The 23,638-nt window shown below is 65.2% G+C and carries 23 protein-coding genes, 1 pseudogene and 1 riboswitch; of the genes and pseudogenes, 19 read left to right on the top strand and 5 right to left on the bottom strand.

Annotated elements, in window-relative coordinates:
• The first annotated feature begins 19 nt into the window (after nucleotides 1-19).
• The 3 genes from EJ072_RS03485 (at nucleotide 20) to EJ072_RS03475 (ending at nucleotide 4,371) form a co-directional block, all read left to right on the top strand.
• Nucleotides 20-1,627, top strand: coding sequence for an FGGY-family carbohydrate kinase (locus tag EJ072_RS03485; protein WP_126078583.1), 1,608 nt, complete (start codon nucleotides 20-22; stop codon nucleotides 1,625-1,627).
• A 195-nt stretch (nucleotides 1,628-1,822) separates the two neighbouring features.
• Nucleotides 1,823-3,592 (top strand): acyl-CoA dehydrogenase family protein, encoded by a 1,770-nt coding sequence (locus tag EJ072_RS03480; protein WP_126078582.1) that lies wholly within the window; start codon nucleotides 1,823-1,825, stop codon nucleotides 3,590-3,592.
• Nucleotides 3,593-3,618: 26 nt separating this feature from the next.
• On the top strand, nucleotides 3,619-4,371 hold the full coding sequence (locus EJ072_RS03475; protein ID WP_126078581.1) for a crotonase/enoyl-CoA hydratase family protein: 753 nt from the start codon (nucleotides 3,619-3,621) through the stop codon (nucleotides 4,369-4,371).
• A 15-nt stretch (nucleotides 4,372-4,386) separates the two neighbouring features.
• Here EJ072_RS03475 and pdxH read toward each other — a convergent pair whose 3' ends face one another.
• A complete protein-coding gene (gene pdxH / locus EJ072_RS03470) occupies nucleotides 4,387-5,004 on the bottom strand; it encodes a pyridoxamine 5'-phosphate oxidase (RefSeq protein ID WP_126078580.1) in 618 nt (205 codons plus the stop codon).
• A 40-nt stretch (nucleotides 5,005-5,044) separates the two neighbouring features.
• On the opposite strand from pdxH, the gene EJ072_RS03465 reads away from it, so the two are divergent.
• The 4 genes from EJ072_RS03465 to EJ072_RS03450 all read left to right on the top strand — a co-directional run bounded on the left by EJ072_RS03465 (nucleotide 5,045) and on the right by EJ072_RS03450 (nucleotide 8,184).
• Complete coding sequence (locus EJ072_RS03465; RefSeq protein ID WP_126078579.1) at nucleotides 5,045-5,509, top strand: RT0821/Lpp0805 family surface protein; 465 nt, start codon at nucleotides 5,045-5,047, stop codon at nucleotides 5,507-5,509.
• Between the two features lie 113 nt (nucleotides 5,510-5,622).
• Nucleotides 5,623-6,564 carry a J domain-containing protein gene (locus EJ072_RS03460; protein ID WP_126078578.1) on the top strand — a complete coding sequence of 314 codons (942 nt, stop codon included), beginning with the start codon at nucleotides 5,623-5,625 and terminating at the stop codon, nucleotides 6,562-6,564.
• Between the two features lie 108 nt (nucleotides 6,565-6,672).
• Nucleotides 6,673-7,491, top strand: a complete 819-nt coding sequence (fabI, locus tag EJ072_RS03455) for an enoyl-ACP reductase FabI (protein ID WP_126078577.1) — start codon at nucleotides 6,673-6,675, stop codon at nucleotides 7,489-7,491.
• A 105-nt stretch (nucleotides 7,492-7,596) separates the two neighbouring features.
• A complete protein-coding gene (locus EJ072_RS03450; protein ID WP_126078576.1) occupies nucleotides 7,597-8,184 on the top strand; it encodes a histidine phosphatase family protein in 588 nt (195 codons plus the stop codon).
• A 238-nt stretch (nucleotides 8,185-8,422) separates the two neighbouring features.
• On the opposite strand, the gene EJ072_RS03445 is transcribed toward EJ072_RS03450, so the two are convergent.
• Complete coding sequence (locus EJ072_RS03445) at nucleotides 8,423-8,686, bottom strand: DUF1344 domain-containing protein (RefSeq protein ID WP_042641719.1); 264 nt, start codon at nucleotides 8,684-8,686, stop codon at nucleotides 8,423-8,425.
• 195 nt (nucleotides 8,687-8,881) lie between these two features.
• Between EJ072_RS03445 and aroC the strand changes: the two genes are divergently transcribed.
• On the top strand, nucleotides 8,882-9,988 hold the full coding sequence (aroC, locus tag EJ072_RS03440) for a chorismate synthase (protein WP_126078575.1): 1,107 nt from the start codon (nucleotides 8,882-8,884) through the stop codon (nucleotides 9,986-9,988).
• A 120-nt stretch (nucleotides 9,989-10,108) separates the two neighbouring features.
• Nucleotides 10,109-11,209 (top strand): 3,4-dihydroxy-2-butanone-4-phosphate synthase, encoded by a 1,101-nt coding sequence (gene ribB, locus EJ072_RS03435; RefSeq protein ID WP_126078574.1) that lies wholly within the window; start codon nucleotides 10,109-10,111, stop codon nucleotides 11,207-11,209.
• A gap of 351 nt (nucleotides 11,210-11,560) precedes the next feature.
• On the opposite strand, the gene EJ072_RS03430 is transcribed toward ribB, so the two are convergent.
• Nucleotides 11,561-12,781, bottom strand: coding sequence for an MFS transporter (locus tag EJ072_RS03430; protein WP_126078573.1), 1,221 nt, complete (start codon nucleotides 12,779-12,781; stop codon nucleotides 11,561-11,563).
• Nucleotides 12,782-12,901: 120 nt separating this feature from the next.
• On the opposite strand from EJ072_RS03430, the gene EJ072_RS03425 reads away from it, so the two are divergent.
• Nucleotides 12,902-13,495, top strand: coding sequence for a TetR/AcrR family transcriptional regulator (locus EJ072_RS03425; RefSeq protein WP_126078572.1), 594 nt, complete (start codon nucleotides 12,902-12,904; stop codon nucleotides 13,493-13,495).
• A 130-nt stretch (nucleotides 13,496-13,625) separates the two neighbouring features.
• Nucleotides 13,626-14,606, top strand: coding sequence for a hypothetical protein (locus EJ072_RS03420; protein WP_126078571.1), 981 nt, complete (start codon nucleotides 13,626-13,628; stop codon nucleotides 14,604-14,606).
• Here EJ072_RS03420 and bluB read toward each other — a convergent pair whose 3' ends face one another.
• On the bottom strand, nucleotides 14,607-15,332 hold the full coding sequence (gene bluB, locus EJ072_RS03415; RefSeq protein ID WP_126078570.1) for a 5,6-dimethylbenzimidazole synthase: 726 nt from the start codon (nucleotides 15,330-15,332) through the stop codon (nucleotides 14,607-14,609).
• Nucleotides 15,333-15,374: 42 nt separating this feature from the next.
• Nucleotides 15,375-15,552: riboswitch (cobalamin riboswitch) on the bottom strand.
• Nucleotides 15,553-15,667: 115 nt separating this feature from the next.
• Here bluB and EJ072_RS03410 point away from each other — a divergent pair.
• From EJ072_RS03410 to EJ072_RS03385, 6 genes and pseudogenes are all read left to right on the top strand, one after another.
• A complete protein-coding gene (locus EJ072_RS03410; protein ID WP_126078569.1) occupies nucleotides 15,668-16,594 on the top strand; it encodes a histone deacetylase family protein in 927 nt (308 codons plus the stop codon).
• A 3-nt stretch (nucleotides 16,595-16,597) separates the two neighbouring features.
• Nucleotides 16,598-16,849 carry an exodeoxyribonuclease VII small subunit gene (locus EJ072_RS03405; RefSeq protein WP_027164646.1) on the top strand — a complete coding sequence of 84 codons (252 nt, stop codon included), beginning with the start codon at nucleotides 16,598-16,600 and terminating at the stop codon, nucleotides 16,847-16,849.
• Nucleotides 16,850-16,887: 38 nt separating this feature from the next.
• Entirely contained in the window at nucleotides 16,888-17,154 is a 267-nt protein-coding gene (locus tag EJ072_RS03400) for a DUF2277 family protein (protein WP_042641736.1), read from the top strand.
• 9 nt (nucleotides 17,155-17,163) lie between these two features.
• Entirely contained in the window at nucleotides 17,164-18,084 is a 921-nt protein-coding gene (locus EJ072_RS03395) for a pirin family protein (RefSeq protein WP_126078568.1), read from the top strand.
• Between the two features lie 441 nt (nucleotides 18,085-18,525).
• Nucleotides 18,526-20,432 (top strand): annotated as a pseudogene (gene dxs, locus EJ072_RS03390) (1-deoxy-D-xylulose-5-phosphate synthase).
• Nucleotides 20,433-20,682: 250 nt separating this feature from the next.
• A complete protein-coding gene (locus EJ072_RS03385; protein WP_126078567.1) occupies nucleotides 20,683-20,970 on the top strand; it encodes a hypothetical protein in 288 nt (95 codons plus the stop codon).
• Here the strand turns inward: EJ072_RS03385 and EJ072_RS03380 are convergent.
• Nucleotides 20,967-21,368, bottom strand: a complete 402-nt coding sequence (locus tag EJ072_RS03380) for a GFA family protein (RefSeq protein WP_126078566.1) — start codon at nucleotides 21,366-21,368, stop codon at nucleotides 20,967-20,969. The two genes, EJ072_RS03385 and EJ072_RS03380, sit on opposite strands and share 4 nt — an antisense overlap.
• Nucleotides 21,369-21,468: 100 nt before the next feature.
• On the opposite strand from EJ072_RS03380, the gene EJ072_RS03375 reads away from it, so the two are divergent.
• Complete coding sequence (locus tag EJ072_RS03375) at nucleotides 21,469-22,242, top strand: TlyA family RNA methyltransferase (protein WP_126078565.1); 774 nt, start codon at nucleotides 21,469-21,471, stop codon at nucleotides 22,240-22,242.
• Nucleotides 22,239-23,480, top strand: a complete 1,242-nt coding sequence (locus EJ072_RS03370; RefSeq protein WP_126078564.1) for a class I SAM-dependent RNA methyltransferase — start codon at nucleotides 22,239-22,241, stop codon at nucleotides 23,478-23,480. The genes EJ072_RS03375 and EJ072_RS03370 overlap by 4 nt, the downstream gene beginning before the upstream one ends.
• The last annotated feature ends 158 nt before the right edge of the window (nucleotides 23,481-23,638 follow it).

Genomic DNA, 23,638 nt, shown 5'->3' with positions numbered 1-23,638 from the left:
CCGCTTCTGAGGTTCCCCAATGCCTTCCCACTTCCTCGGCATCGATGTAGGCACCGGCAGCGCGCGCGCCGGCGTCTTCGACGAGCGCGGCGAGTTGCTCGCTTCGGCCAAGCGCGACATCGCGCTCTTCGTCGAGCCTGGCGAGATCGCCGAGCAGTCCAGCCGCGACATCTGGCAGGCGGTATGCGCCAGCGTACGCGAGGCGGTCGCGAAGACGGGCGTCGATCCCAGGGAGATCGGCGGTATTGGCTTCGACGCGACCTGTTCCCTGGTGGTGGTCGGCGACGATGGCGAGCCGCTGCCCGTGGGCCGTTCCGGAGACAGCGATCGAAACATCATCGTCTGGATGGACCATCGCGCCCTGGATCAGACCAGGCGCATCAATGCCGGCCACCATCCCGTCCTCGACTATGTCGGGGGCGTCATCTCACCAGAGATGGAAACGCCGAAGCTTTTGTGGCTGAAGGAAAACCTGCCCGCGACTTTTACCAAAGCGCGGCATTTCTTCGACCTTGCCGATTACCTGACCTGGCGCGCCACCGGCAGCCTCGCCCGTTCGGTCTGCACCCTTGCCTGTAAATGGACCTATCTCGGCCATGAGCGGCGCTGGGACGACAGCTATTTTCATTCCGTAGGGCTCGGCGAGCTTGCGGATGAGAGATTTGCCCGTATCGGCACCGAAGTGGTCGACCCAGGCACGGCGGTGGGCGCCGGCCTGACGGAGAAGGCCGCGGCCGAGCTGGGGCTGGTCGCGGGCACGGTCGTCGCCGCCGGGCAGATCGATGCCCATGCAGGCGGTGTCGGCACGGTGGGTGCTGCCGGCGATGCCGGCACCATTTCCTCGCGCATGGCCTATGTGCTGGGCACCTCGGCCTGCACCATGGCGAGCAGCCAAGATCCGGGCTTCGTGCCCGGAGTCTGGGGGCCCTACTTCTCCGCCATGGTGCCTGGGTTCTGGCTGAGCGAGGGCGGCCAGTCGGCCGCCGGCGCGGCCATCGATCTCCTGGTGCATTTTCACCCGGCGCAAGCCGAGGCTTCCGTGCGCGCCGCGGCGGAAGGCAAATCGCTGGTCGACTGGCTGGCCGCGGCCGCCGCGGCGGCTTCGCCCGACCTGTCGGCGGCCGCCAAGCTCGCGGGAAGCATCCATGTCGTGCCCGAATTCCTCGGCAACCGCTCCCCCTTGGCCGATCCGGACGCGCGCGGCCTGATAGCGGGGCTCGGCACCGACCGCTCCGTCGACAGTCTCGTCGGCCTCTACGTGGCCGGGCTTTGCGGTCTGGGCTACGGCGTGCGCCAGATCGTTGCGGCGATGGCGTCGTCCGGCCTTGCCGTCGACACCATCGTCATCAGCGGGGGCGCCGGGCAGTCGCCGCTGGCGCGCCAGCTGCTCGCCGACGCCGCCGGCCTGCCGGTCGCCGCCTCGCAGTCGCCGGAGCCGGTGCTGTTGGGCGCCGCGATGCTCGGTGCCGTCGCGGCCGGGCATTACCCTGACCTATCGAGCGCCATGCCTGCCATGTCCCGGCTTGGCGAGGTTTTTACACCTGCGTCCGGTGACATCCGCGCTTGGCACGACCGCCGCTACGAAGCCTTCCTGGCGCTGCAGGCGGTGGGCCGCAGCATACGCTGAGGATCGATCAGCGCCTAAACAGCGACGGGACCTTGAATGGATCGGGCGCTGGCTCCCGCTCCGCCGCGGATAGCGGCGCCTATGCAAAATCCGCGTGACAAAGTTTGACGTTTACGTAAAAAGAAGGTGCGAAATGGACGCATGGTTTCGCGTCGGCCATGCGTTACGGTTGGCTGGGTCGGAGGAGGAGCAGACATGTACCGCGCGCCGGTCGAGGACATCGCCTTTACGCTCAAGCACGTGGCGGGGCTGAAGCCGGCGCTGGATGCCGGCATTTTCGGTGACCTCGGCGAGGACTTGGTCGACGCGATCCTGGCCGAAGCGGGGCGTTTCGCCCGCGAGGAGGTGGCTCCGCTCTACAAGGTCGGCGACGAGCATGGCGCGGTGCTGAAGGATGCGGCCGTCACCACGCCGCCAGGCTGGAAGCAGCTTTACCGCCGCTGGATCGAAGGCGGCTGGAACGCGCTGTCGGGGCCGGAGGAGTACGGCGGCCAGGGCCTGCCGACCATGCTCGGCGTCGCCGCGCTCGAAATGTGGAACTCCGCGGCCATGGCCTTCGGCATCGGCCCGACGCTGACCATGGGCGCGGTCGAGGCGCTCGACAAACACGCCTCGGAGGAACTCAAGGCCAAATATCTCGCAAAGCTCGTCTCTGGCGAGTCGATGGGCACGATGAACCTGACCGAACCGCAGGCGGGCTCGGACCTCGCGGCCTTGCGCGCCCGCGCCGAGCCGGTTGGCGACGGCACCTACCGCATCTTCGGCCAGAAGATCTTCATCACCTATGGCGAGCACGATTTCACCGACAACATCGTGCATCTGGTGCTGGCGAGGTTACCCGACGCGCCGGCCGGCACGCGCGGCATCTCGCTGTTTCTGGTGCCGAAATTCTTCGTCAATGACGATGGCTCGCTTGGCGCCCGCAACGACGTCTTCTGTTCCGGCCTCGAGCACAAGCTCGGCATCCATGCTTCGCCGACCTGCACGATGATCTATGGCGACGGTTTCCAGGGCGCCAAGCCCGGCGCCATCGGCTGGCTGATCGGCGAGGAGAACAAGGGGCTCGCCTGCATGTTCACGATGATGAACAACGCCCGCCTTGCCGTCGGCATGCAGGGCGTGGCGGTGGCCGAGACCGCGACGCAGAAGGCGATCGCCTATGCCAATGAGCGCCGCCAGGGCAAGGCTTCCGCCTATGCGGGCTCCGGCATGGCGCCGATCGTCCATCACCCGGACGTGCAGCGCAATCTGCTCACCATGCGGGCGCTGACCCAGATCGCCCGCTCGATCAGCTATTCCTGCGCCCATGCCATCGACCGCGCCCGCGTCGGCGAGGGCGAGGCAGGAGCGAAATGGCATGACCGCGCCAGCCTGCTGACGCCGCTGGCAAAGGCCTTCTCCACCGATGTCGGCGTCGAGGTCGCCTCGCTGGGCGTCCAGGTGCATGGCGGCATGGGCTTCATCGAGGAGACGGGCGCTGCCGCGCTTTATCGCGACGCTCGCATCGCGCCGATCTATGAAGGCACCAACGGCATCCAGGCGATCGACCTTGTCTCGAGAAAGCTGCCGCTCGGCGGCGGCGAGCATGTGCATGGTTACATCAGCGAACTGAAAGCGGTGGCGGAAGCCGTGCGCACCTCCAACATCGAAGGCTTCGGCCGCACCGCCGACAATCTCGACCGCGCGCTGGCCGATCTCGACGAAGCGACGCGCTTCCTGCAAAAACTGCTTGCCGACGGCAAGGCGGACGCCGCGATGGCCGGCGCCACGCCCTATCTGCGCCTGATCTCGCTCGCCGCCGGCGGCGCATATCTGGCGCAGGGTGGCCTGGCAGACCGTAGCCGCATCGCGCTTTGCCGCTTCTTCGCCGAAAACCTGCTCGGCGAGACCCGCGCCTTGAAGGAGCGAGTCATCGACGGCGCCGAAAGCCTCGTCGCCGCTGGCAAGGCACTGATTTCCGCTTAAGCACCCCGACGCTCAAAGGACCAACCGTGACAGACCATATCCTCGTCGAGCGCCAGGGCGCCGTGCAGATCATCCGCATCAACCGCCCGGACAAGAAGAACGCGCTGACGCGCGCCATGTACGCGAAAATGTCGGCGGCGCTCACCGAAGGCGACGCCGATCCGGCGGTCCGCGTGCATGTCTTCCTCGGCGTTCCGGGCGCCTTTTCCTCCGGCAACGACCTCGCCGATTTCCTGGTCATCGCCACCGGCGGCGAGGGTGGCAATGAGGTATGGGATTTCCTGATGGCGCTGGCCATGTCGCAGAAGCCGATGGTGTCCGGCGTCGACGGCATCGCCGTCGGCATCGGCACCACGCTCAATCTGCATTGCGACCTGACCTTCGCCACGCCGCGCACGCTGTTCCGCACGCCCTTCGTCGATCTCGGCCTGGTGCCGGAAGCCGGCTCCAGCCTGATCGCGCCGCAACTGCTGGGACGGCAGGGCGCCTTCGCGCTGCTCGGCCTCGGCGAGGGCTTTTCGGCCGAGCGCGCCAAGGCCGCCGGCCTGATCTACGACGTCGTCGCCGAAGAGGCGTTGGAAGGCACGGTGCTGGCCGCCGCCAAGGGCATCGCCGCCAAGCCGCCGCAGGCGCTGAAGATCGCGCGCGACCTGATGCGCGAGCCGCGCGAAGCGCTCATCGCCCGCATCAAGGTCGAAGCCGAGCATTTTCGCGAGCGGCTGACCTCCGAAGAGGCCCGCGCCGCGCTGACCGCTTTCATGACGCGCAAGAAGAGCTGAACGCGTCGCCCGCCCTCAGGGATAAAGCCTGGTCTTGTCCCAGCCGCCGGCGGCGTTGCGTGAAAACACGACACGGTCATGCAGCCGGAACGGTCTGTCGTGCCAGAACTCTATCGTCTGCGGCACGATGCGGAAGCCCGACCAATGTTTTGGCCGCGGGATCTCGCCGATGGCATAGCGCGCCGTGTATTCGGCCACCGCCTTCTCCAGCGCGAAGCGGCTCTCCAGCGGCCGCGACTGTTTCGACGCCCAGGCGCCGATGCGGCTGCCGCGCGGCCGTGTCGCGTAATAGGCGTCGGCCTCGGCGTCGCTGACGATCTCCACCGGCCCGCGCACCCGCACCTGGCGGCGCAGCGACTTCCAGTGGAAGCACATCGCCGCCTTCATGCTGCCAAGAATCTCGCGGCCCTTGGCGCTCTCGAAATTCGTGTAGAAGACAAAGCCTTTTTCGTCGAACCCTTTGAGCAGCACCATCCGCACATCCGGCATGCCGTCGGCGTCGACGGTTGCCAGCGCGACCCCATTGGGATCATTGGGCTCGCTCTTCGTGGCGTCCTCCAGCCATACGGCAAAGAGCCGGAACGGCTCCGCCGCTTCGGTGAAGTCACTGCTTGTTAACTCGGTTTCGTTCATAGTTTTCCAAATTTTTAACATTGCGGGAGGAGTTCGCCGATTGTCGCGTATCGCGCAAGCTTTTGACAGCGGGCAATGGAGCGTTATCGCTTCGGCCAGTGCCAAGGCTGCGCTGCTGACCTTGGCGCTTCCCCTTGCCGCCTGCGGCGCCGGCGGGTTCAGCCTGCAAAAGGCCGAGGTCGACCGCTCGATCATCACCGCCAGCGCGCCGTCCTCGCCAACCGCGCCGGCTATCTCCGACCAGGACTCCGACCAGACCACCATCGGCAACGCCGTTTCTTCCGCCGACATCAAGGAGCTTGGCGGCCAGACGGTGCCTTGGGCCAATGCCGCCACCGGCTCGCGCGGCGCGATCACCGAGCTGGTCGAGCTGAAGGACGGCGGTCTGACCTGCCGCCGCTTCAGCGCCACGCGCGAGAGCTTCGATGGCGTCGCCCTCTACAAGGGCGAGCTGTGCCTGGCCGAAGCCGGCGGCTGGCGCATGCAGGAGTTCAAACCGCTCTGATTTTGGGCCCCTGATTTTCGGGCGCTAATTGCCCTTGCGCCACTGGAATTTCTTCCTATGCGAGCGCATATAGGGGGCGACCACAATTCCAATCTCTCTAGCAGGCAGGAAGCATGCGCGACCCCTATGAGGTGCTGGGCGTTGCCAAGAACGCATCGGCCAAGGACATAAAATCGGCCTACCGCAAGCTCGCCAAGAAGCATCATCCGGACCAGAATCCGAATGATCCGAAGGCGAAGGACCGTTTTGCCGCCGCCAACCAGGCTTACGAGATCGTCGGCGACGAGAAGACGCGCGCCGCCTACGATCGCGGCGAGATCGACGCCGAGGGCAAGCCGAAATTCCAGGGCTTTGAAGGCGCGGCCGGCGGCGACCCGTTCGCCGGCTTCCGCCGCCAGCAGGGCCCGGGCGGCGCGCATTTCGAATTCCGCACCGGGCGTCCGGGCGGCGATCCGTTCGACGGCAACAGCGACATCTTCAGCCAGATCTTCGGCGATGCCTTTTCCGGCGCCCGCGGCGCCGGCCCAAGGGGAGCCGGAACAGGCGATCGCCGCCAGCCGGTGCAGGCGGCCGACCTCAACGTCACCATGGACATCAGCGTCGAGGAGGCGGCCACGGCCGATAAGGTGACGGCGATGTTCCCGGACGGCCGCAAGGTCGCGGTCAAGCTGCCCTCCTATGTCGAGGACGGCCAGACGATCCGCCTGAAGGGCCAGGGCGAGCAGGGGCCTGGACAGCCGGGCGACGCGCTGGTCAAGATCCACATCCGCCGCCACCCGCGCTACCGCATCGAGGGCCGCGACCTGCATGTGGATCTGCCTGTCGATCTGGCCGACGCCGTGCTCGGCGCCAAGGTGGCGGTCGAGACGCCGACCGGCAAGCTCGCGGTCAACGTACCGGCATGGTCGAGCTCGGACAAGGTGCTGCGGCTGAAAGGCCGGGGCTTGCCGGAAAAGGCCGGCGGTCACGGCGATCTCTATGCCCATGTCCGGCTGATGCTGCCGGAGGGCGGCGATGCCGAGCTTGAGGCCCTGATGCGCCGCCAAAAAGGCTGATCGAGGGAATCTTGTTCCCGTTACAGTGTCTTTTGAGCGCTTGAAGGGGCTCTGTGCCTGTGCGATAGGGCTCTCCACAAAGCAGATATTCTTGCGGAGAGCTTGCACATGGCAGGTGGACAGGGCCTGATGGCCGGTAAGCGGGGCCTGATCCTGGGCGTCGCCAACAATCGGTCGATCGCTTTCGGCATCGCCAAGGCTTGCGTCGATCACGGCGCCGAAATCGCGCTGACCTATCAGGGCGAGGCCTTCAAGAAGCGCGTCGAGCCGCTGGCGGCCGAGCTCAACGCGCATGTCGCCGGCCATTGCGACGTCACCGACCCGGAAAGCCTTGATGCCGTTTTCGCCGACATCGCCGAGCATTGGGGCAAGCTCGACTTCCTTGTCCATGCCATCGCCTTCTCCGACAAGGACGAGCTCACCGGCCGCTATGTCGAGACGACGCGCGACAATTTCCTGCGCACAATGGACATCTCGGTGTTTTCCTTCACCACCATCGCCAAGCGCGCCGAGCCGCTGATGACCGATGGCGGCTCGCTTTTGACGCTGACCTATTACGGCGCCGAGAAGGTGATGCCGCATTACAACGTCATGGGCGTCGCCAAGGCGGCGCTGGAAGCGAGCGTGCGCTATCTCGCCGTCGATCTCGGCGCCAAGAAGATCCGCGTCAACGCGATCTCGGCCGGGCCGATCAAGACGCTCGCTGCCTCCGGTATCGGCGATTTCCGCTACATCCTGAAGTGGAACGAGTACAATTCGCCGCTGAAGCAGACGGTGACACAGGAAGAGGTCGGCGATTCCGGCGTCTATTTCCTATCCGACCTGTCGCGCGGCGTGACCGGCGAGGTCCATCACGTCGATTCCGGCTACCATGTCGTCGGCATGAAGGCGGTCGACGCGCCGGATATCTCGACCGTCAAGGACTAATCCGCTCCGCCTATCAAGCGTCCAAGCAATTCCAGGAAAAGTGCGAAGCGGTTTTCCGTCCGGAATGCTTGCAAAAGCAAATAGCGTCCGACCTTGGAAGACCTGATGTACCCGCTCGTCTACATCGCGCGCCACGGCCAGACCGAGTGGAATACCCAGCGTCGCCTGCAGGGTCAGGCCGACACCGACATCAATGAGCTTGGACGCCAGCAGGCGACTGCCAACGGACGGCGCCTGGCCGCGTTGATCGGCAAGGGTGAGGATTTCGACTTTGTCGCAAGTCCGATGCGGCGCACATGCGAAACCATGGAACTGATGCGCGCGGCAATGGGGCTCGACCCGCTCGCCTACCGGACGGAGCCGCGTCTGGTGGAATTGAGTTTCGGCGAATGGCAGGGTTTTACGTTTCGGGAGCTCGAGGCCCGGCATCCTGGATCCACGCGTGGCCGCCGCGCCGCCAAATGGGATTTCCAGCCGCCCGGCGAGGGCGCGGAAAGCTACGAGATGCTGCTCGAACGGGTGAAGCCTTGGTTCGATGCGCTTGACCGGCAGACGGTATGCGTCACGCATGGCGGCGTCATGCGCTGCCTTTTCCGCTTCGTCGAAGGCATATCCAAGAACGACGCGGCCGCTCTGGAGATCCCGCAGGACCGCCTGCTCCGGCTGGAGGGCCGGAGTTTGGAGTGGTTATAGGTCCGGGTGCGGCCGTGAAAGTCGTCATCCTTGGGCGCAGCGACGCGAAGCGGAGCGAGGACCCATGGATCCATGCCGTGACATTCGCCGAATAGTAAAAACGGTGCAGAAAAGGTCGTTCTGCACCGCTGCAAAGCTCTGACATAACGGCATGGATTCCAGGGTCTGCGCGTCGCTGCGCTCCTTGCTTTGCCCTGGAATGACGAAGCTTAGGCGTTCAAGCCCCTGGCCGGAAAAGTTAGTTCTGGTCGCTGTCGGGCAACTGCATATCGGTGACGACATTCTCGCCATTGCTCACGTCATAGGCGATGACGATGTCCATGCCCGGCTTCAGCGAGTCGATGTCGGTCTCGGCGTTAAGCTTGTAGGCCTTTCCGTCGTCAAGCGTCAGCGTCAGCGTGTCCTTATCAACCTTCTTGATCAGGCCTTCGGTCTGGCCGGCAAACGCGGCGGCGGTGGAAATCATGAGCATGGCGCAGGCGGCGCCAATCAGGGTACGCATCGTCGTCCTCTTTGGTCATTGCGCCGGCTGGTCAGCGGCGGGTCCTCAACGGCGGATGGGAAGAGAGCAGAAACCAACCGAATGTGTCAAAACTAAATCCGCCAGATCACAGTTTGATGCAGCCGTTTGACCACCGTGGAAAACGCCAATAGAAGGCAGCCGTAACCGGATTTCCTCACCGGCAGGGCGTTTTTCATGTCTCACAACACATTCGGCCATCTCTTCCGCGTCACCACCTGGGGTGAAAGCCATGGCGCCGCGCTCGGCTGCGTTGTCGACGGCTGCCCGCCCGGAATTCGCTTCAAGCGCGATGACATCCAGGCCGAGCTCGACCGCCGCCGCCCGGGGCAGTCGCGCTTCGTAACCCAGCGCCGCGAGCCGGACGAGGTCAAGATCCTGTCGGGCTTCATCCTCGACGAGGATGACGAGACGATGATCACCACCGGCACGCCTGTGTCGATGCTGATCGAGAATGTCGACCAGCGCTCCAAGGACTATGGCGAGATCGCCCGCCAATACCGGCCGGGCCATGCCGACTACACCTACGATGTCAAATACGGGTTGCGCGACCATCGCGGCGGCGGCCGCTCTTCGGCGCGCGAGACGGCGGCGCGGGTCGCGGCCGGCGCGCTGGCGCGCAGGGTTGTGCCCGGCATGACGGTGCGCGGCGCGCTGGTCGCGATGGGCGAAAAGTCCATCGATCGAGCCAACTGGAACTGGAATTTCGTCGGCGACGCCGAAAACCCGTTCTTCACCCCGGATCCGGCCTCGGTCCCGGTCTTCACCGCCTATCTCGACGGCATCCGCAAGGCCGGCTCCTCGGTCGGCGCGGTGATCGAGATCGTCGCCGATGGCGTGCCGCCCGGCCTCGGCGCGCCGATATATGCCAAGCTCGACCAGGACATCGCATCCGGCCTGATGTCGATCAACGCCGTCAAAGGCGTCGAGATCGGCAATGGCTTCGAGGCGGCCCGCATCACCGGCGAACAGAACGCCGACGAGATGCGCATGGGCAATGACGGCAAGCCGGTGTTTTTATCCAACAATGCCGGCGGCATATTGGGCGGCATCTCGACCGGACAGCCGATCGTCGCCCGCTTCGCCGTCAAGCCGACCTCGTCGATCCTGACGCCGCGCAAATCGATCGACAAGGACGGCAAGGATGTCGAGGTGATGACCAAGGGCCGCCACGACCCCTGCGTCGGCATCCGCGCCGTGCCGATCGGCGAAGCCATGGTTGCCTGCGCCATCGCCGATCATTATCTGCGGCACAGAGGACAAACGGGGAAGGGAGGGGAGTAAGGCAGTAGGGCAGTAGGGCAGTAGGGCAGTAGGTTAATGCTGCCGCCCGCAGCCCGCCAAACTTTTTCCTTTTCCCTACTCCCTTACTGCCCTACTCCCCTGCGAGCGAAGCGAGCACTTATGCCTTACGACCAGAAGAAGATCGTCGAAGCGATCCGCGCCTTCGAGCGCGGCGAGATCGTTGTCGTCATGGACGATGACGGACGCGAGAACGAGGGCGACCTGATCGTCGCCGCCGTGCACTGCACGCCGGAGAAGATGGCCTTCATCGTGCGCAACACCTCCGGCATCGTCTGCACGCCCATGCTGCGAGAGGACGCAAGGCGCCTGAATCTGGCGCCGATGGTGGCGGACAACGATTCCGCCCACACCACCGCCTTCACCGTCAGCGTCGATTTCAAGCATGGCACGACGACAGGCATCTCCGCCGACGACCGCACGCTGACCGTGCGCAACCTCGCCAACGGCAATGTCGGCCCGTCGGATTTCGTTCGCCCCGGCCACATCTTCCCGCTGATCGCGCGCGAAGGCGGCGTTCTGATGCGTTCCGGCCATACGGAGGCCGCGGTCGACCTCTGCAAGCTCGCCGGACTGCCGCCGGTCGGCGTCATCTCCGAGCTGGTCAATGACGACGGCACGGTCAAGCGCGGCCCGCAAGTTCAGGCTTTCGCCGAGGAGCATGGCCTGAAGCAGGTGTCGGTGGCCGACCTCATCGCCTACCGCCAGCGTAAGGAAACGCTGGTCCAGCGCGTCGCCTGTTCCGACATCGAAACGCCCGGCGGCAAGGCGCAGGCCTTCACCTACACGCTGCCATGGGATTCCATGCACCACCTGGCGGTCGTCTTCGGCGACATCCGCGACGGTGAGGAGGTCCCGGTGCGCCTGCATCCGGAGGATGTCGTGACCGATGTCTTCGGCACCAGCCACCGGCTCGACGGCATCATGAAGGCGATGGGCGAGCGCCGGCGCGGTGTCATCGTCTATCTGCGCGAAGGCTCGGTCGGCGTCGCCCATCAGGAGCGCAAGCGGCCGCTAAGCGGCGACCGCGAAGATCACGAAGAGGCTCGCCGCCGCGAGAACGAGTGGCGCGAGATCGGCCTCGGCGCCCAGATCCTCAAGGATCTCGGCATCTCCTCGATCAACCTGATCGCCTCGCGCGAGCGCCACTATGTCGGCCTCGAGGGCTTTGGCATCCACATCGCCAAGACCGAGATTCTGTAGTTCGTCAGGGTTGACGCCGAAGGTCTATGGCAGCCTGCCAGCGTTGCTGACCGACCGAAGCCTCCCGGACATGGGCGCTTGGCCGAACCCTCCGCAACGCAGGCGATTGGCCGAAACCTATCCGACGTCGTCATCCACGGGCGGAGCAAGGAGCGAAGCGACGCGCGCAGACCCGAGGATCCATTCCGTGACTTTCACGCGTTGCGACAGTGCAGAATTCCGCTCCGTAGCGTCCTACGATCAAGGTCACGGAAAGGATCCTCGGGTCTCCGCTCGGCTGCGCGTCGCTTCGCCCGTGGATGACGACGTCGCGTAGGTCTCGGGCTAACCGCAACGTCGGCCAAATAACCGTCACTCCGCAGGCGCCACCGCTTCGCCTCTGTCCACATCGCAATCGTCCGTGGCCAGCCGGCATTGGCCAGCAAGCACGGTGACCAGTGCGATCGCGCCTGCAGCCACCGAGACCCAAAATCCGTTCTGTGGACCGAAAGTGTCGACCATCCAGCCGGCGGCGAAGGAGCCCAGCGCCATGCCGATGCCGATGCCGGTCGTCACCCAGGTGACGCCCTCGGTGAGCATCGCGGCCGGCACGTGGCGCTCGATCAGGCCGAAGGCGGTGATGAAGGTCGGCGAGATCGCGACGCCGCTGACGAAGACCGCCAGCGCCAGCGTCGGCACGGTGTCGACGAAAAGCAACGGCAAAGTGGTGAGCGCGATCACGGTGACCGCGAGCGCCAGTTGCCGCTGCAGCGGCGCCTTCAGGCTGAGCGCGCCGACGATGATTCCAACCACGAAGGATCCCAGCGCATAGACGCCGATGACAAGGCTCGCCGCCTCGGGCTGGCCGAGCGCCTTGGTGATAGCGACGGTGGTGACTTCCGTGGTGGCGAAGGTCGCGCCGACGAAGATCAGCGCGAAGGTGATAATCTGGACCGCGCGCAGGCGGATCGCCGAACCGGTCGCGCCATGTTCGGCCGGGCGGATGGGTGGTTCGGAAGAGCGCTGCAGCAGGAATGCCGCCGAGCCCAGCGCAAGCAGCAGTGTGCTGACGACCATGCCGGCTTCGGGAAACAGCGCTGCGCTCAACCCCACCGACAGTGAGGCGCCTGCGACATAGACCAGCTCGTCGGCGGCCGATTCGAAGGCGAAGGCGGTGTTCAACTCCGGCCGATCGTGAAAGATCTCGGTCCAGCGCGCCCTGACCAGCGCCGGGATGCTGGGCATGGCGGCGGCGAGCAGGGCCGAACCGAACAAGGTCCAAGCCGGCCAGTGCCGGTTGGCCGCGATAATCAATGTCGCGAAGGCAAGCGCCGAGACAAGCGTCATGGGTGCTGCGATCGTCGTCTGGCCGCGGCGGTCCATCAGCCGCGATACCTGCGGCGAAAGAAAAGCGTTGACCAGCGCATAGGTGGCCGAGACGGCGCCGGCCAGCCAATATTCGCCATGCGTCTGCGACAGCATCGCCACGATGCCGATCGGTGCCATGGCGATCGGCAAGCGCGCGACGAAGGCGGCTGTGGCGAAGCCTTTCGTGCCAGGAGCCCGAAAGATGTCCGCATAGGGGTTTCGCATGATCCTGCTCCTCGACAAGGGTGCATACCACAATTACATACGTTGCGTATGAATGTGAGATAGTTCATACGCCGCGTATGTAAATTGGCATACGAAGCGTATGTGAATAGGGCCAGAGCCATGCACAGACCGCGCAAGGAGATGATCGCCGAGACGCGCGCCAAGCTGATCGCGGCCGCCCGCCACGCCTTCGGCACGGTCGGCTATGCCGAGTCCTCGATGGACAATTTCACCGCGTCGGCCGGCCTCACGCGCGGCGCGCTCTACCATCATTTCGGCGACAAGAAGGGGCTGCTGCAGGCCGTGATCGCCGAGATCGACCGCGAAATGGCCTTGCGCGTCAACGAGGTGGCCTCGAGGGCGCCGACGCGCTGGCAGCATTTCGTCGACGAGTGCACCACCTATATCGAGATGGCGCTGGAGCCGGAAATCCAGCGCATCATGTTCCGCGACGGCCCGGCGGTGCTCGGTGACCCGGCGCAGTGGCCGAATGCCAGCGCTTGCATCGCCTCGATGACCGACCACCTGACGAAGCTGCAGGAAGAGGGCGTGGTCGTCACCGATGTCGACCCTGAGACAACCTCGCGGCTGATCAATGGTGCCAGCAGCCAGGCCGCGCAGCGCATCGCCAATTCGAATGATCCGGAAGCCACCTCGAAGAAGGCGATCGCCGCCTTCAAGCAACTGCTCGAAGGCTTACGCCAAAAGCCCTGAGGCACGCTTGGGTAACCAAGCCACCGCGTTGTGCACCGGTTTCGGGCCGGTGCAACCCTGCCGCGATTGACAATCTATGGGGCGAGCGCATCCTCCTGCGCCATCTCTTGGGGCGTGGAGAGTCGGGGCCATGTGGGACTTCAGCATTGGCCGGTCTGTGTCCATCATGATGCGGACATGGCCGTTCATCGTCTTTCGCATGATCGTCTATTTCGGCATCACAGTCGCCTACATCATGGCGACCGGCACGGGCGCCAGCGTCGGCTACGGTGTCGGTCATATCTCGACCGATCCGGATGGACCGATGTCCTTTGCGCTGTGGGGTGGCGTGGTCGGCTTCGGCATTGTGTCGATCGCCGTCTACTGGATCCGCGAATACATCCTTTATGTGCTGAAAGCCGGCCATATCGCCGTCATGGTACATCTGATCGACGGCCATGACGTGCCCGACGGCCAGGGCCAGATCGCCTATGCCAAGGAAGTGGTCAGCCAGCGTTTCGCCGAGGCCAACATCCTTTTCGTCGTGGACCAGCTGGTCAAGGGCGCCATCCGCGCCATCACCGGCCTGATCGGCGGCGTTGCCGCCTTCCTGCCCATTCCGGGCCTGAGCGGCCTAGTCAGCTTCATCAACACGGTGATCCGCCTGTCTCTGACCTATGTCGACGAAATCATACTCGGCTACAACATCCGCATCAATTCGAACTCGCCCTTCGAGACGGCCCGGCAAGGCGTCGTGCTGTACGCCCAGAACGGCAAGCACATGGTCAAGAACGCCGTCTGGCTGGCTGCGATCATGTGGGGCGTTTCTTTCGTGATTTTCCTGTTGATGCTGGCGCCTGCCGCCGCGATCCTCTGGGTCATGCCCGGACAGCTTGCCGGCTGGGCCTTCGTGCTGGCCATCGTCTTTGCCTGGGCCTTCAAGGCGGCCTTCATCGAGCCCTTCGCCATCGCCTCGCTGATGCAGGTGTATTTCGAGACCATCGAAGGCCAAGTGCCCAATCCAGAATGGGACAACCGCCTCGCCGAGGCGTCGTCCAAATTCAGGGAGCTGCGCGACAAGGCGCTGGGCTCCTTCGGCGGCTCGCGCTGGGATACGCCCCGGGCCGCTTGATCACTGCTGGCGACCTAGCCTTGCAATCGCCGATTTGAGCGGCGCCTCGCCGGCGCCGCGAAACGTCTCGCTCATCACCAACTCGGGCAGCGGCAGGCGCTTGCCCCAGCCATGCGCTTCGAGGTCCGGCTTCGGCGCGAATGCCGAGACGCGGCCGACGCAGAGATAGGCGATCGGCGTGACATGCTCGGGGATCGACAGAAGCTTCTTCAGCGCCTCCGTCTCGATGATGCTCACCCAGCCGACGCCGACGCCCTCGGCGCGTGCCGCCAGCCAGAAATTCTGCACCGCGCAGACGGTGCTGTAGAGATCCATCTCCGGATTGTGCCAGCGCCCGAGCGGTGAGTCCTTCGACCGCTGCCGGTCGCAGGTGATGCAGAGATTGAGCGCGCTTTCGCAGATGCCTTCGAGTTTCAGCTTCCGGTAGAGCGCCTGCCGTTCCGCCTCGATCGCCGGCAGTTCCTGCTCGCGCGCGGCGAGGAACAGGTCGCGCACCTGTCTGCGCCGCTCGGCATCACGGATGACGATGAAATTCCACGGCTGCATGTAGCCAACAGACGGCGCATGGTGCGCGGCGGTGAGAAGCCGCGCCAGCACACAGTCATCCAGATTGTCGGGGACAAAATGGCTGCGCACGTCGCGCCTGGTGAACATCGCCCGGTACACCGCGTCGCGCGCCAATTGGTCAAAGTCGTCGCCACACGCGGCGATCGCTGCTGCCGTCATCGCTTTTCCCCTTGCGACAAGCAGTCCCCCGCCTGACCAAGCGGAAAACCATGTCTGCCGGGCCGGTCTTCTGGCTCGGGATCGTCCCGCTCCGGCGCCTTCCCGTCATCGACAGTGGCATTTGCCGGCGCGGTCCCCCTCACAGCGTTGGGCACGCCACGGAATAAAACCGTGTTCCCGATTCTCCCGCGTCGCGGGCACCAGGCAGCGGGACGACCTTACCGCGAAGTTCGGCACCCGCCAATGGCGCGGACGACATGGGCTGGCGCAATTTCCCCAGCCATTCGGCTTTTCAAACATGGTCATTACGGCCGCGGGTGCCTAGATTAGGCGCCATGGCCACCCGTCTCTACACGCACCCAATCTTCCTCGAACACCTCACGCCGCCCGGCCACCCCGAGCGGCCTGACCGCCTGCGCGCCATCGAGCGCGTGCTGGACGACGAGGCGTTTTCGGCGCTCGACCGCGTCAAGGCGCCGGAAGGCGATGAGAAAACCATCGTCTATGCGCACCCCGAGACTTTCGTCGAGCGCGTGCGTGCGGCGATCCCCCGGACCGGCATCGTCTCGATCGATGCCGACACCAGCGCCAGCCCGAAAAGCTGGCAGGCCGCGGTGACGGCGATCGGCGCGGCCAACGCGGCGGTCGACGACGTCTTCGAGGGCCGCGCCTCAAATGTCTTCGTCGCCGCCCGCCCGCCGGGACATCATGCCGAAAAGGCTACGGCGATGGGTTTCTGCCTGTTCAACACGGCGGCCATCGCCGCCCGCTATGCGCAGAAGAAGCATCAGGCCGAGCGCGTCGCCATCGTCGATTGGGACGTCCATCATGGCAACGGCACGCAGGACATCTTTTGGGACGACCCGTCGGTGCTCTACTGCTCGACCCACCAGATGCCGCTTTACCCGGGCACCGGGGCGAAGAGCGAGACCGGCGCCGGCAACATCGTCAACGCGCCGCTCGCGCCGCGGACCGGCAGCGACATGTTCCGCGACGCCTTCCTGTCGCGCGTGCTGCCGTCGATCGATGCGTTCGCGCCGGACCTGATCATCATTTCTGCCGGCTTCGACGCGCATCACCGCGATCCGCTGGCCGAGATCAATCTGACCGAGGACGATTTCGACTGGGCGACCGGCCAGTTGATGGAACGCGCCGGCCGCCACAGCTCCAACAGGCTCGTCAGCCTGCTGGAAGGCGGCTACGATCTGCAGGGACTGGCATTTTCAGTCGCCGCCCATGTCGGGCGGCTGATGAAGGGATAGGGTATGGCAGTGGAAGGCAATGAGGACGTCAAGGCGATGAGCTTCGAACAGGCGCTCGACGCGCTGGAGAAGATCGTCGACGATCTGGAGCGCGGCGACGTCCCGCTCGACCAGTCGATCAAGATCTATGAGCGCGGCGAGGCGCTGAAGGCGCATTGCGACCGACTGCTCAAGGCGGCTGAGGACAAGGTTGAGAAGATCAGGCTGTCGCGCGACGGCAAGCCGGTGGGAACGGAGCCGCTCGATGCGGAATAGTTTGGGTGGGCAGAGCAAGCAGGTAAGGAGTTCAAGCCATGTGCCGCAACATCAAGACCTTGGCCAATTTCGAGCCGCCGGCGACCAATGACGAGGTGCATGATGCAGCGCTGCAATTCGTGCGTAAGCTGAGCGGCTCGACGAAACCGTCCAAGCGCAACGAGCATGCTTTCTATCACGCCGTGGAAGCGATCGCCGCCGCCGCGCGCGAACTGATCGATTCGCTCGAAACCAGCCAGGAACCGCGCAATCGCGAGGAAGAGGCCGCCAAGGCGAAGGCCAGGTCGGCGTTGCGCTTCGCCTAAGGGATAATCATGAGCTTTTTTCCCGGAAACGACCCTGAGCCCGGCGATGCCTTCGCCTGCGACCAGATCGAGCTGATGGTCATCCCGAACGCCAAGGACATCGGCGGCTTCGCGGTGCGCCGCGCCTTGCCGACGGCAAAACGCCGCCTGGTCGGGCCGTTCATCTTCTTTGATCGCATGGGCCCGGCCATCCTGCGCGCCGGCCACGCGCTCGATGTGCGCCCGCACCCGCATATCGGGCTCTCCACTGTCACCTATCTGTTCGACGGCAAGATCAGGCATCGGGATTCGCTCGGCACCGAAATGGTAATCGCGCCGGGCGACGTGAATTTGATGACCGCCGGGCGCGGCATCGTTCATTCCGAGCGCACCCCGGAGGAACTGCGCGGCGCGCCGATGTCGGTCTCCGGCCTGCAGACCTGGCTGGCGCTGCCGGACGGCAAGGAGGAGATTGCCCCGGTGTTCGCCAACACGTCGGTGGCCCGCTTGCCTGAGATCGATGCCGGGGGCGTCAGCGGCCGCATCGTCATCGGCGAATTCTCCGGCCTGCGCTCGCCGGTCGCGACCGCATCGGACACGCTTTATGCCGATCTGCGCCTGGCGGCGGGCGCCAGCGTGCAAATTCCGGCCGATGCCGAAGAGCGCGCCATCTACACGCTGGAAGGCGACGTCTCGATCGCCGGCGATGTTTTTCCGGCCGAGCGGCTCCTTGTGTTCAAGCCGGGCGAGGAGATCGTCGTCTCCTCCGAGCGCGGCGCGCATTTCATGCTGTTCGGCGGCGCTTCGCTCGGTTCCCAGCGCTACATCTGGTGGAATTTCGTCTCGTCCTCGAAGGAACGCATCGAGCAGGCCAAACAGGAATGGAAGACTGGCCGCTTCGATATCGTTCCTGGCGATGAGGAAGAGTTTATCCCGCTGCCTGAGGGTTAGTTCTCGAGCACACAGAATTTTTAACGGCTCGGATATGCGTTTCTAGGTGCATGCCTTGGCGATTGGCCGAAACGTCCCTTGCGTCGTCATCCTATGGCGGAGCAAGGAGCGAAGCGACGCGGCGCAGACCATAGGATCCATGCCGTGACTTCCAAGCGTTGCAACGGTGCAGAATTCTGCTCCGCTGCGCTCTTCGGCCAGAGTCACGGCATGGATTCCAGGGTCTCCGCGACGGAGCTTCGCTCCTGCTTCGCCCTGGAATGACGACGTTGGGGGGGCTTCCGCCAATTCCAGCCGTTTTCGATGGCTTGCCAAAACAAGCAGCGCCACGCGTCACTGGCGCGCATTTACATTCGCCCGGCGGCGGCCTATGCCGCGCATGATTAAGGCGCAATCTGCTGGTAGCGCCGTGTTCGATCAATTGAGGCAGGACGCGCCCGAGTGAAGCCAGACACGCCGCTGCTCGACAAGGTCCGCATCCCGGCGGACCTGCGGAAGCTCGATGAGGGGCATTGCCGCAGCTTGCCGCCGAACTCCGCGCCGAGCTGATCGACGCCGTTTCGCAGACCGGCGGCCACCTTGGCGCCGGTCTCGGCGTGGTCGAGCTGACGGTTGCGCTGCATTATGTCTTCAACACGCCGGACGACCGGCTGATCTGGGACGTCGGCCACCAGGCCTATCCGCACAAGATCCTGACCGGCCGCCGCGACCGCATCCGCACGCTGCGCCAGGAAGGCGGCCTTTCCGGTTTCACCCGGCGGGCCGAGAGCGAATACGACCCATTCGGCGCCGCACATTCCTCGACCTCGATTTCGGCCGGTCTCGGCATGGCCATGGGACGCGACCTGTCGGGTGGCCGCAACAATGTCATTTCCGTCATCGGCGACGGCTCGATGTCGGCCGGCATGGCTTTCGAGGCGCTGAACAATGCCGGCGCGCTCGATGCTCGCCTCATCGTCATTCTCAACGACAACGACATGTCGATCGCGCCACCGACCGGCGCCATGAGCGCCTATCTGGCCAGGCTTGCCTCCGGCAAGGCCTATCTAGGCTTACGCGATTTCGGCAAGAAGCTGACATCCTATCTCGGCAAGCGCGCCGACCGCGCCATCACCCGCGCCGTCGAGCATGCGCGCGGCTATGTCACCGGCGGCACCCTGTTCGAGGAGCTCGGCTTCTACCACATCGGCCCGATCGACGGGCACAATCTGGAGCATCTGATCCCGGTGCTGAAGAATGTGCGCGACAACGGCAAGGGCCCGGTGCTGATCCATGTCGTGACCCAGAAGGGCAAGGGCTACGCGCCTGCGGAGGCCGCGGCCGACAAATATCACGGCGTCAACAAGTTCGACGTCATCACCGGCGCGCAGGCCAAGGCGCCGGCCAACGCGCCCGCCTACACCAAGGTCTTCGCCGAGAGCCTGATCCAGGAAGCGCGCGAGGACGAGCGCATCGTCGCCATCACCGCCGCCATGCCGAGCGGCACCGGCCTCGACCTGTTCGGCGAGGTGTTTCCGTCCCGCACCTTCGATGTCGGCATCGCCGAGCAGCACGCGGTGACCTTTGCCGCGGGCCTCGCCACCGAAGGCTACAAGCCTTTCGCCGCTATCTATTCGACCTTCCTGCAGCGCGCCTACGACCAGGTCGTGCACGACGTGGCGATCCAGAAGCTGCCGGTGCGTTTTCCCATCGACCGCGCCGGCTTCGTCGGCGCTGACGGCGCCACCCATTGCGGCGCCTTCGACACGACCTTCCTCGCGACGCTGCCGGGCTTCGTCGTCATGGCCGCGGCCGACGAGGCGGAGCTTCGCCATATGGTGCGCACGGCGGCGTCCTATGATGACGGTCCGATCGCCTTCCGGTATCCGCGCGGCAACGGCGTCGGCGTCGACATGCCGGAGCGCGGCTCGGTGCTCGAGATCGGCAAGGGCCGTGTCTTGAAAGAGGGTACCAAGGTCGCGCTGCTTTCCTTCGGCGCGCGGCTGCAGGACTGCCTGCTGGCGGCCGAGGAACTCGGCGCCGCGGGCCTTTCCACCACCGTCGCCGACGCCCGCTTCGCCAAGCCGCTGGACGAGGATCTGATCCGGCGCCTCGCCCGTTCGCATGAGGTGCTGGTGACCGTGGAGGAGGGCGCCATCGGCGGCTTCGCTGCCCAAGTCCTGCATTTCCTTGCCCATCAAGGCCTCTTGGAAAGCGGCCTCAAGGTGCGCCCGCTGGTCTTGCCGGACGTCTTCACCGACCACGCCAAACCCGAAAAGATGTATGCCGATGCCGGCCTGGATTCGGCGGGCATCGTGCGCACGGTCTTCGCGACGCTCGGCCATGGCGTGCAGGCGCAGCGCGCCTGAATCAGGACTTCAACACGCTGAATCGGTTTGCCGGCTTCCGGCCGTAAGCTTTTGTTAACGCTTCCGTTTGGCGGTTCGCTTACCCTGTCTCTTGGCCGATTTTCAACGGCGCCCTGCTAAGACCTTGGCCCCAGAGCAATTAAGGAAAAGAGTGAGCGGTTTTCCGCCCGGAATTGCATAAAAACAAAGGGATAGAGCGGTTCGCCATTTCGCTGAAACGGTGAAACGCTCTAGGCAGGGGATAAGAACAATGAAGTCGTTTTTTTGCGGCACGGCCTTGCTGGCCGCCATGGCCGCGCCGGCGACAGCCGAAACGCGTTACGACCGCAATATCGAAAAGGCGGCGATGGACATCGTCGCCGCCAAGATGGGCAGCATCCGCGGCGGCTTCTCCTACAAGCAGAGGCCTCAACTCGTCATGCCGCCGGATGCTACGCCCGTCGCACCCACTCCGGTTGAACCGCCGCGCAAGGAAGCCTCCGGCAATGACGGCCTGACACCGGCTGTCGAGCGCCGCGTCTCCCGGACCGTTTTCTAAAACCACACATCGCGCACGCAGCGGCCGTCGCGCGGCAGGTCGTCGAATGTGTCGAGGCCATCGAAATGGTCGATCGGCAGGTGGGCGACTTCCTCCGGCGGCGCCAGCCTGACATTGACGGCGATGCGCGTGCGGCCGCTCTTGGCCGCGCGCAGGCCGCGCCAGGCGACCACGCAGGCGCAGGTCGGGCAGAACAGGATTTCCAGCGCGGGCTCCGTCACCTCGGCGCGCGTATAGGACTTCAGCGGTCCCGCGATGCGGATGCGCTCGTCGAGATAGTCATACGCCCAGAGGGCGCCGTAGCGGCGGCAAAGCGTGCAGTTGCAGGCGGTGATCCCACCGGGATCGCCTTCCAGCGTCCAGCGGGCCGCGCCGCAATGACAAGTTCCCTTCAGCATCGACACCTCCGATCGACAGCCTGCGTGGCGGCATTCTGCAGCCTCTTGCGCCGTATTCAAACCCATTGCGTTCGCGCCCGGCTTTCGCCAATGAAGGCCGATGAGTTCCCCTTTGCCATTAAGCCGGCGCCAGCGGCTCGACGAATTGCTCGTCGGGCGCGGCCTGTTTGCCAGCCGCTCGCGCGCCCGCGACGCGATCGAGCGCGGCACGGTGACGGTTGACGGCACAATTGCCCGCAAGCCCGGCCAGCCCGTTGCACCGGACTGCCTGGTCGCCATCGACGATCCGGCCCAGGCCTATGTGTCGCGGGCGGCGTTGAAACTGATCGCCGGCCTCGACCGTTTCGGCCTCGATCCTTCCGGCGGCGAGGCGCTCGACATCGGCGCTTCGACCGGCGGCTTCACCCAGGTGCTGCTGGAGCGAGGCGCGGCGCATGTCACCGCGATCGATGTCGGCCACGGCCAGATCCATCCCGAGATTGCCGGGGACCCGCGCGTGACGATGATCGAAGGGCTGAACGCCCGAGAATTGACGGCAGCCGATCTCGGCGGCCGCGTTCCGGATTTCCTTGTCTGCGACGTCAGCTTCATCTCGCTGAAGCTGGCGCTGCCGCCGGCGCTTGAGCTGGCGGGCGAGGGCGCCAGGGCAGTCCTTCTGGTCAAGCCGCAATTCGAGGCCGGCCGCGAGGCGATCGGCAAGGGCGGCATGCTGAAGGATCCAGGCGATGCCGAGCGCATTGCCGGGAATCTGCGCGATTGGCTCGCCGGCATTCTCGGCTGGCGCGTGCTGGGACTTCACCCGTCGCCGATCGAAGGCGGCGACGGCAACCGCGAGTTCCTGCTCGCCGCCATAAAGGACGCCGGTTCGGGATGAGCACACGCTTCACCATCGCCAGGCTGGGCTCCCAGGGCGACGGCATTGCCAACGCCGAGGGCGGGGAGGTTTTTGTCCCGTTCACGCTGCCGGGCGAGACAGTCACCGCCGCGCGCCAGAAGGACCGCGCCACGCTGATGTCGGTGCTGGAAGCCTCGGCGCTCAGGACCGACCCGGCCTGCCGCCATTTCACCGAATGCGGCGGCTGCGCGCTGCAGCACTACGAGGCCGCAGCCTATCAGGAATGGAAGCGCGAAAAAGTCGTGCAGGCGCTGAAGGCCAAGGGTATCGCTTGCGAGGTCGCCGCGCTGGTGCCGTGCGCGCCGCACAGCCGCCGCCGTGTCACCTTCAGCGCCCGGCGCACCGAGGCCGGCATGCTGCTCGGCTTCGTGCGCGCTTTGTCTTCGGAGATCATCCCGATCGAGGAATGCCCGATCTCGCTGCCGGCGATCGTCTCGGCGCTCGCTAAGTTGCGCGCCCTGGCCGGATTGGTCTGCGCCACGCCGAAAGCCTTTCATATGACGGTGACCGTCACCGCTTCCGGCCTCGACATTGCCGTCCATGAGGCCGGCATGCTTGGCGACCACCAGCGGCGCATCGCCTCCAACTTCGTCATGGCCGAGGGCCTGGCGCGGCTTTCCGTCGACGGCGAGATCGTGGTCGAGCCGAAGAAGCCGGTGGTGCAGTTCGGACCGGTCGCCGTGGCCGTGCCGCCTGGCGCCTTCCTGCAGGCGACGGAAGCCGCTGAGCAGGCGATGGCCGGCCTAGTCGGCCAGCATCTGTCGCGCGCCAAGAAGGTCGCGGATCTGTTTGCCGGCTGCGGCAGCTTCGCGCTCCGGCTGGCGGCAAAATCCGAGGTTCATGCCGTCGAAGGCGAAGCCGCGGCACTTGCCGCGCTCGATCGCGCCTACCGCTTCGCCACCGGCCTGAGGCGGGTGACCAGCGAACGCCGCGACCTGTTCCGCAGGCCGCTGACCTTCAAGGAGTTGAACGCCTTTGACGGCCTGGTCTTCGACCCGCCGCGCGCCGGCGCCGAGGATCAGTCGAAGCAGATCGCCCGCTCCGACGTACCGCTGGTCGCCGCCGTGTCCTGCAATCCGGTGACGCTGGCGCGGGATTTGCGCATCCTTCTCGACGGCGGCTATACGCTGAAAAGTGTCACCCCGATCGACCAGTTCCTGTGGTCGTCGCATGTCGAGGCCGTGGCCTTGCTGGAGAAGCCGAAGCGGCGGCGCTAGTCGACTGCCGGAGGTTCGCTGGAAAAATTGTGAAGTCTCTGTTCTTTCGGTGAAATCGCGCCCTAAAGCCGCCTTTTTGCCGGACCTTAATTTCGCTGTTAGGGAAACATTCCTGCCTCCCCGGCGTTATCGCGTGGGATGGATGGCGAACAAGGATG

The sequence above is a fragment of the Mesorhizobium sp. M2A.F.Ca.ET.046.03.2.1 genome (assembly GCF_003952425.1).
GTDB lineage: Bacteria > Pseudomonadota > Alphaproteobacteria > Rhizobiales > Rhizobiaceae > Mesorhizobium.
The sequence above is the reverse complement of the archived record's forward strand: the minus strand, read 5'-3'. Positions and strand labels throughout refer to the sequence as shown.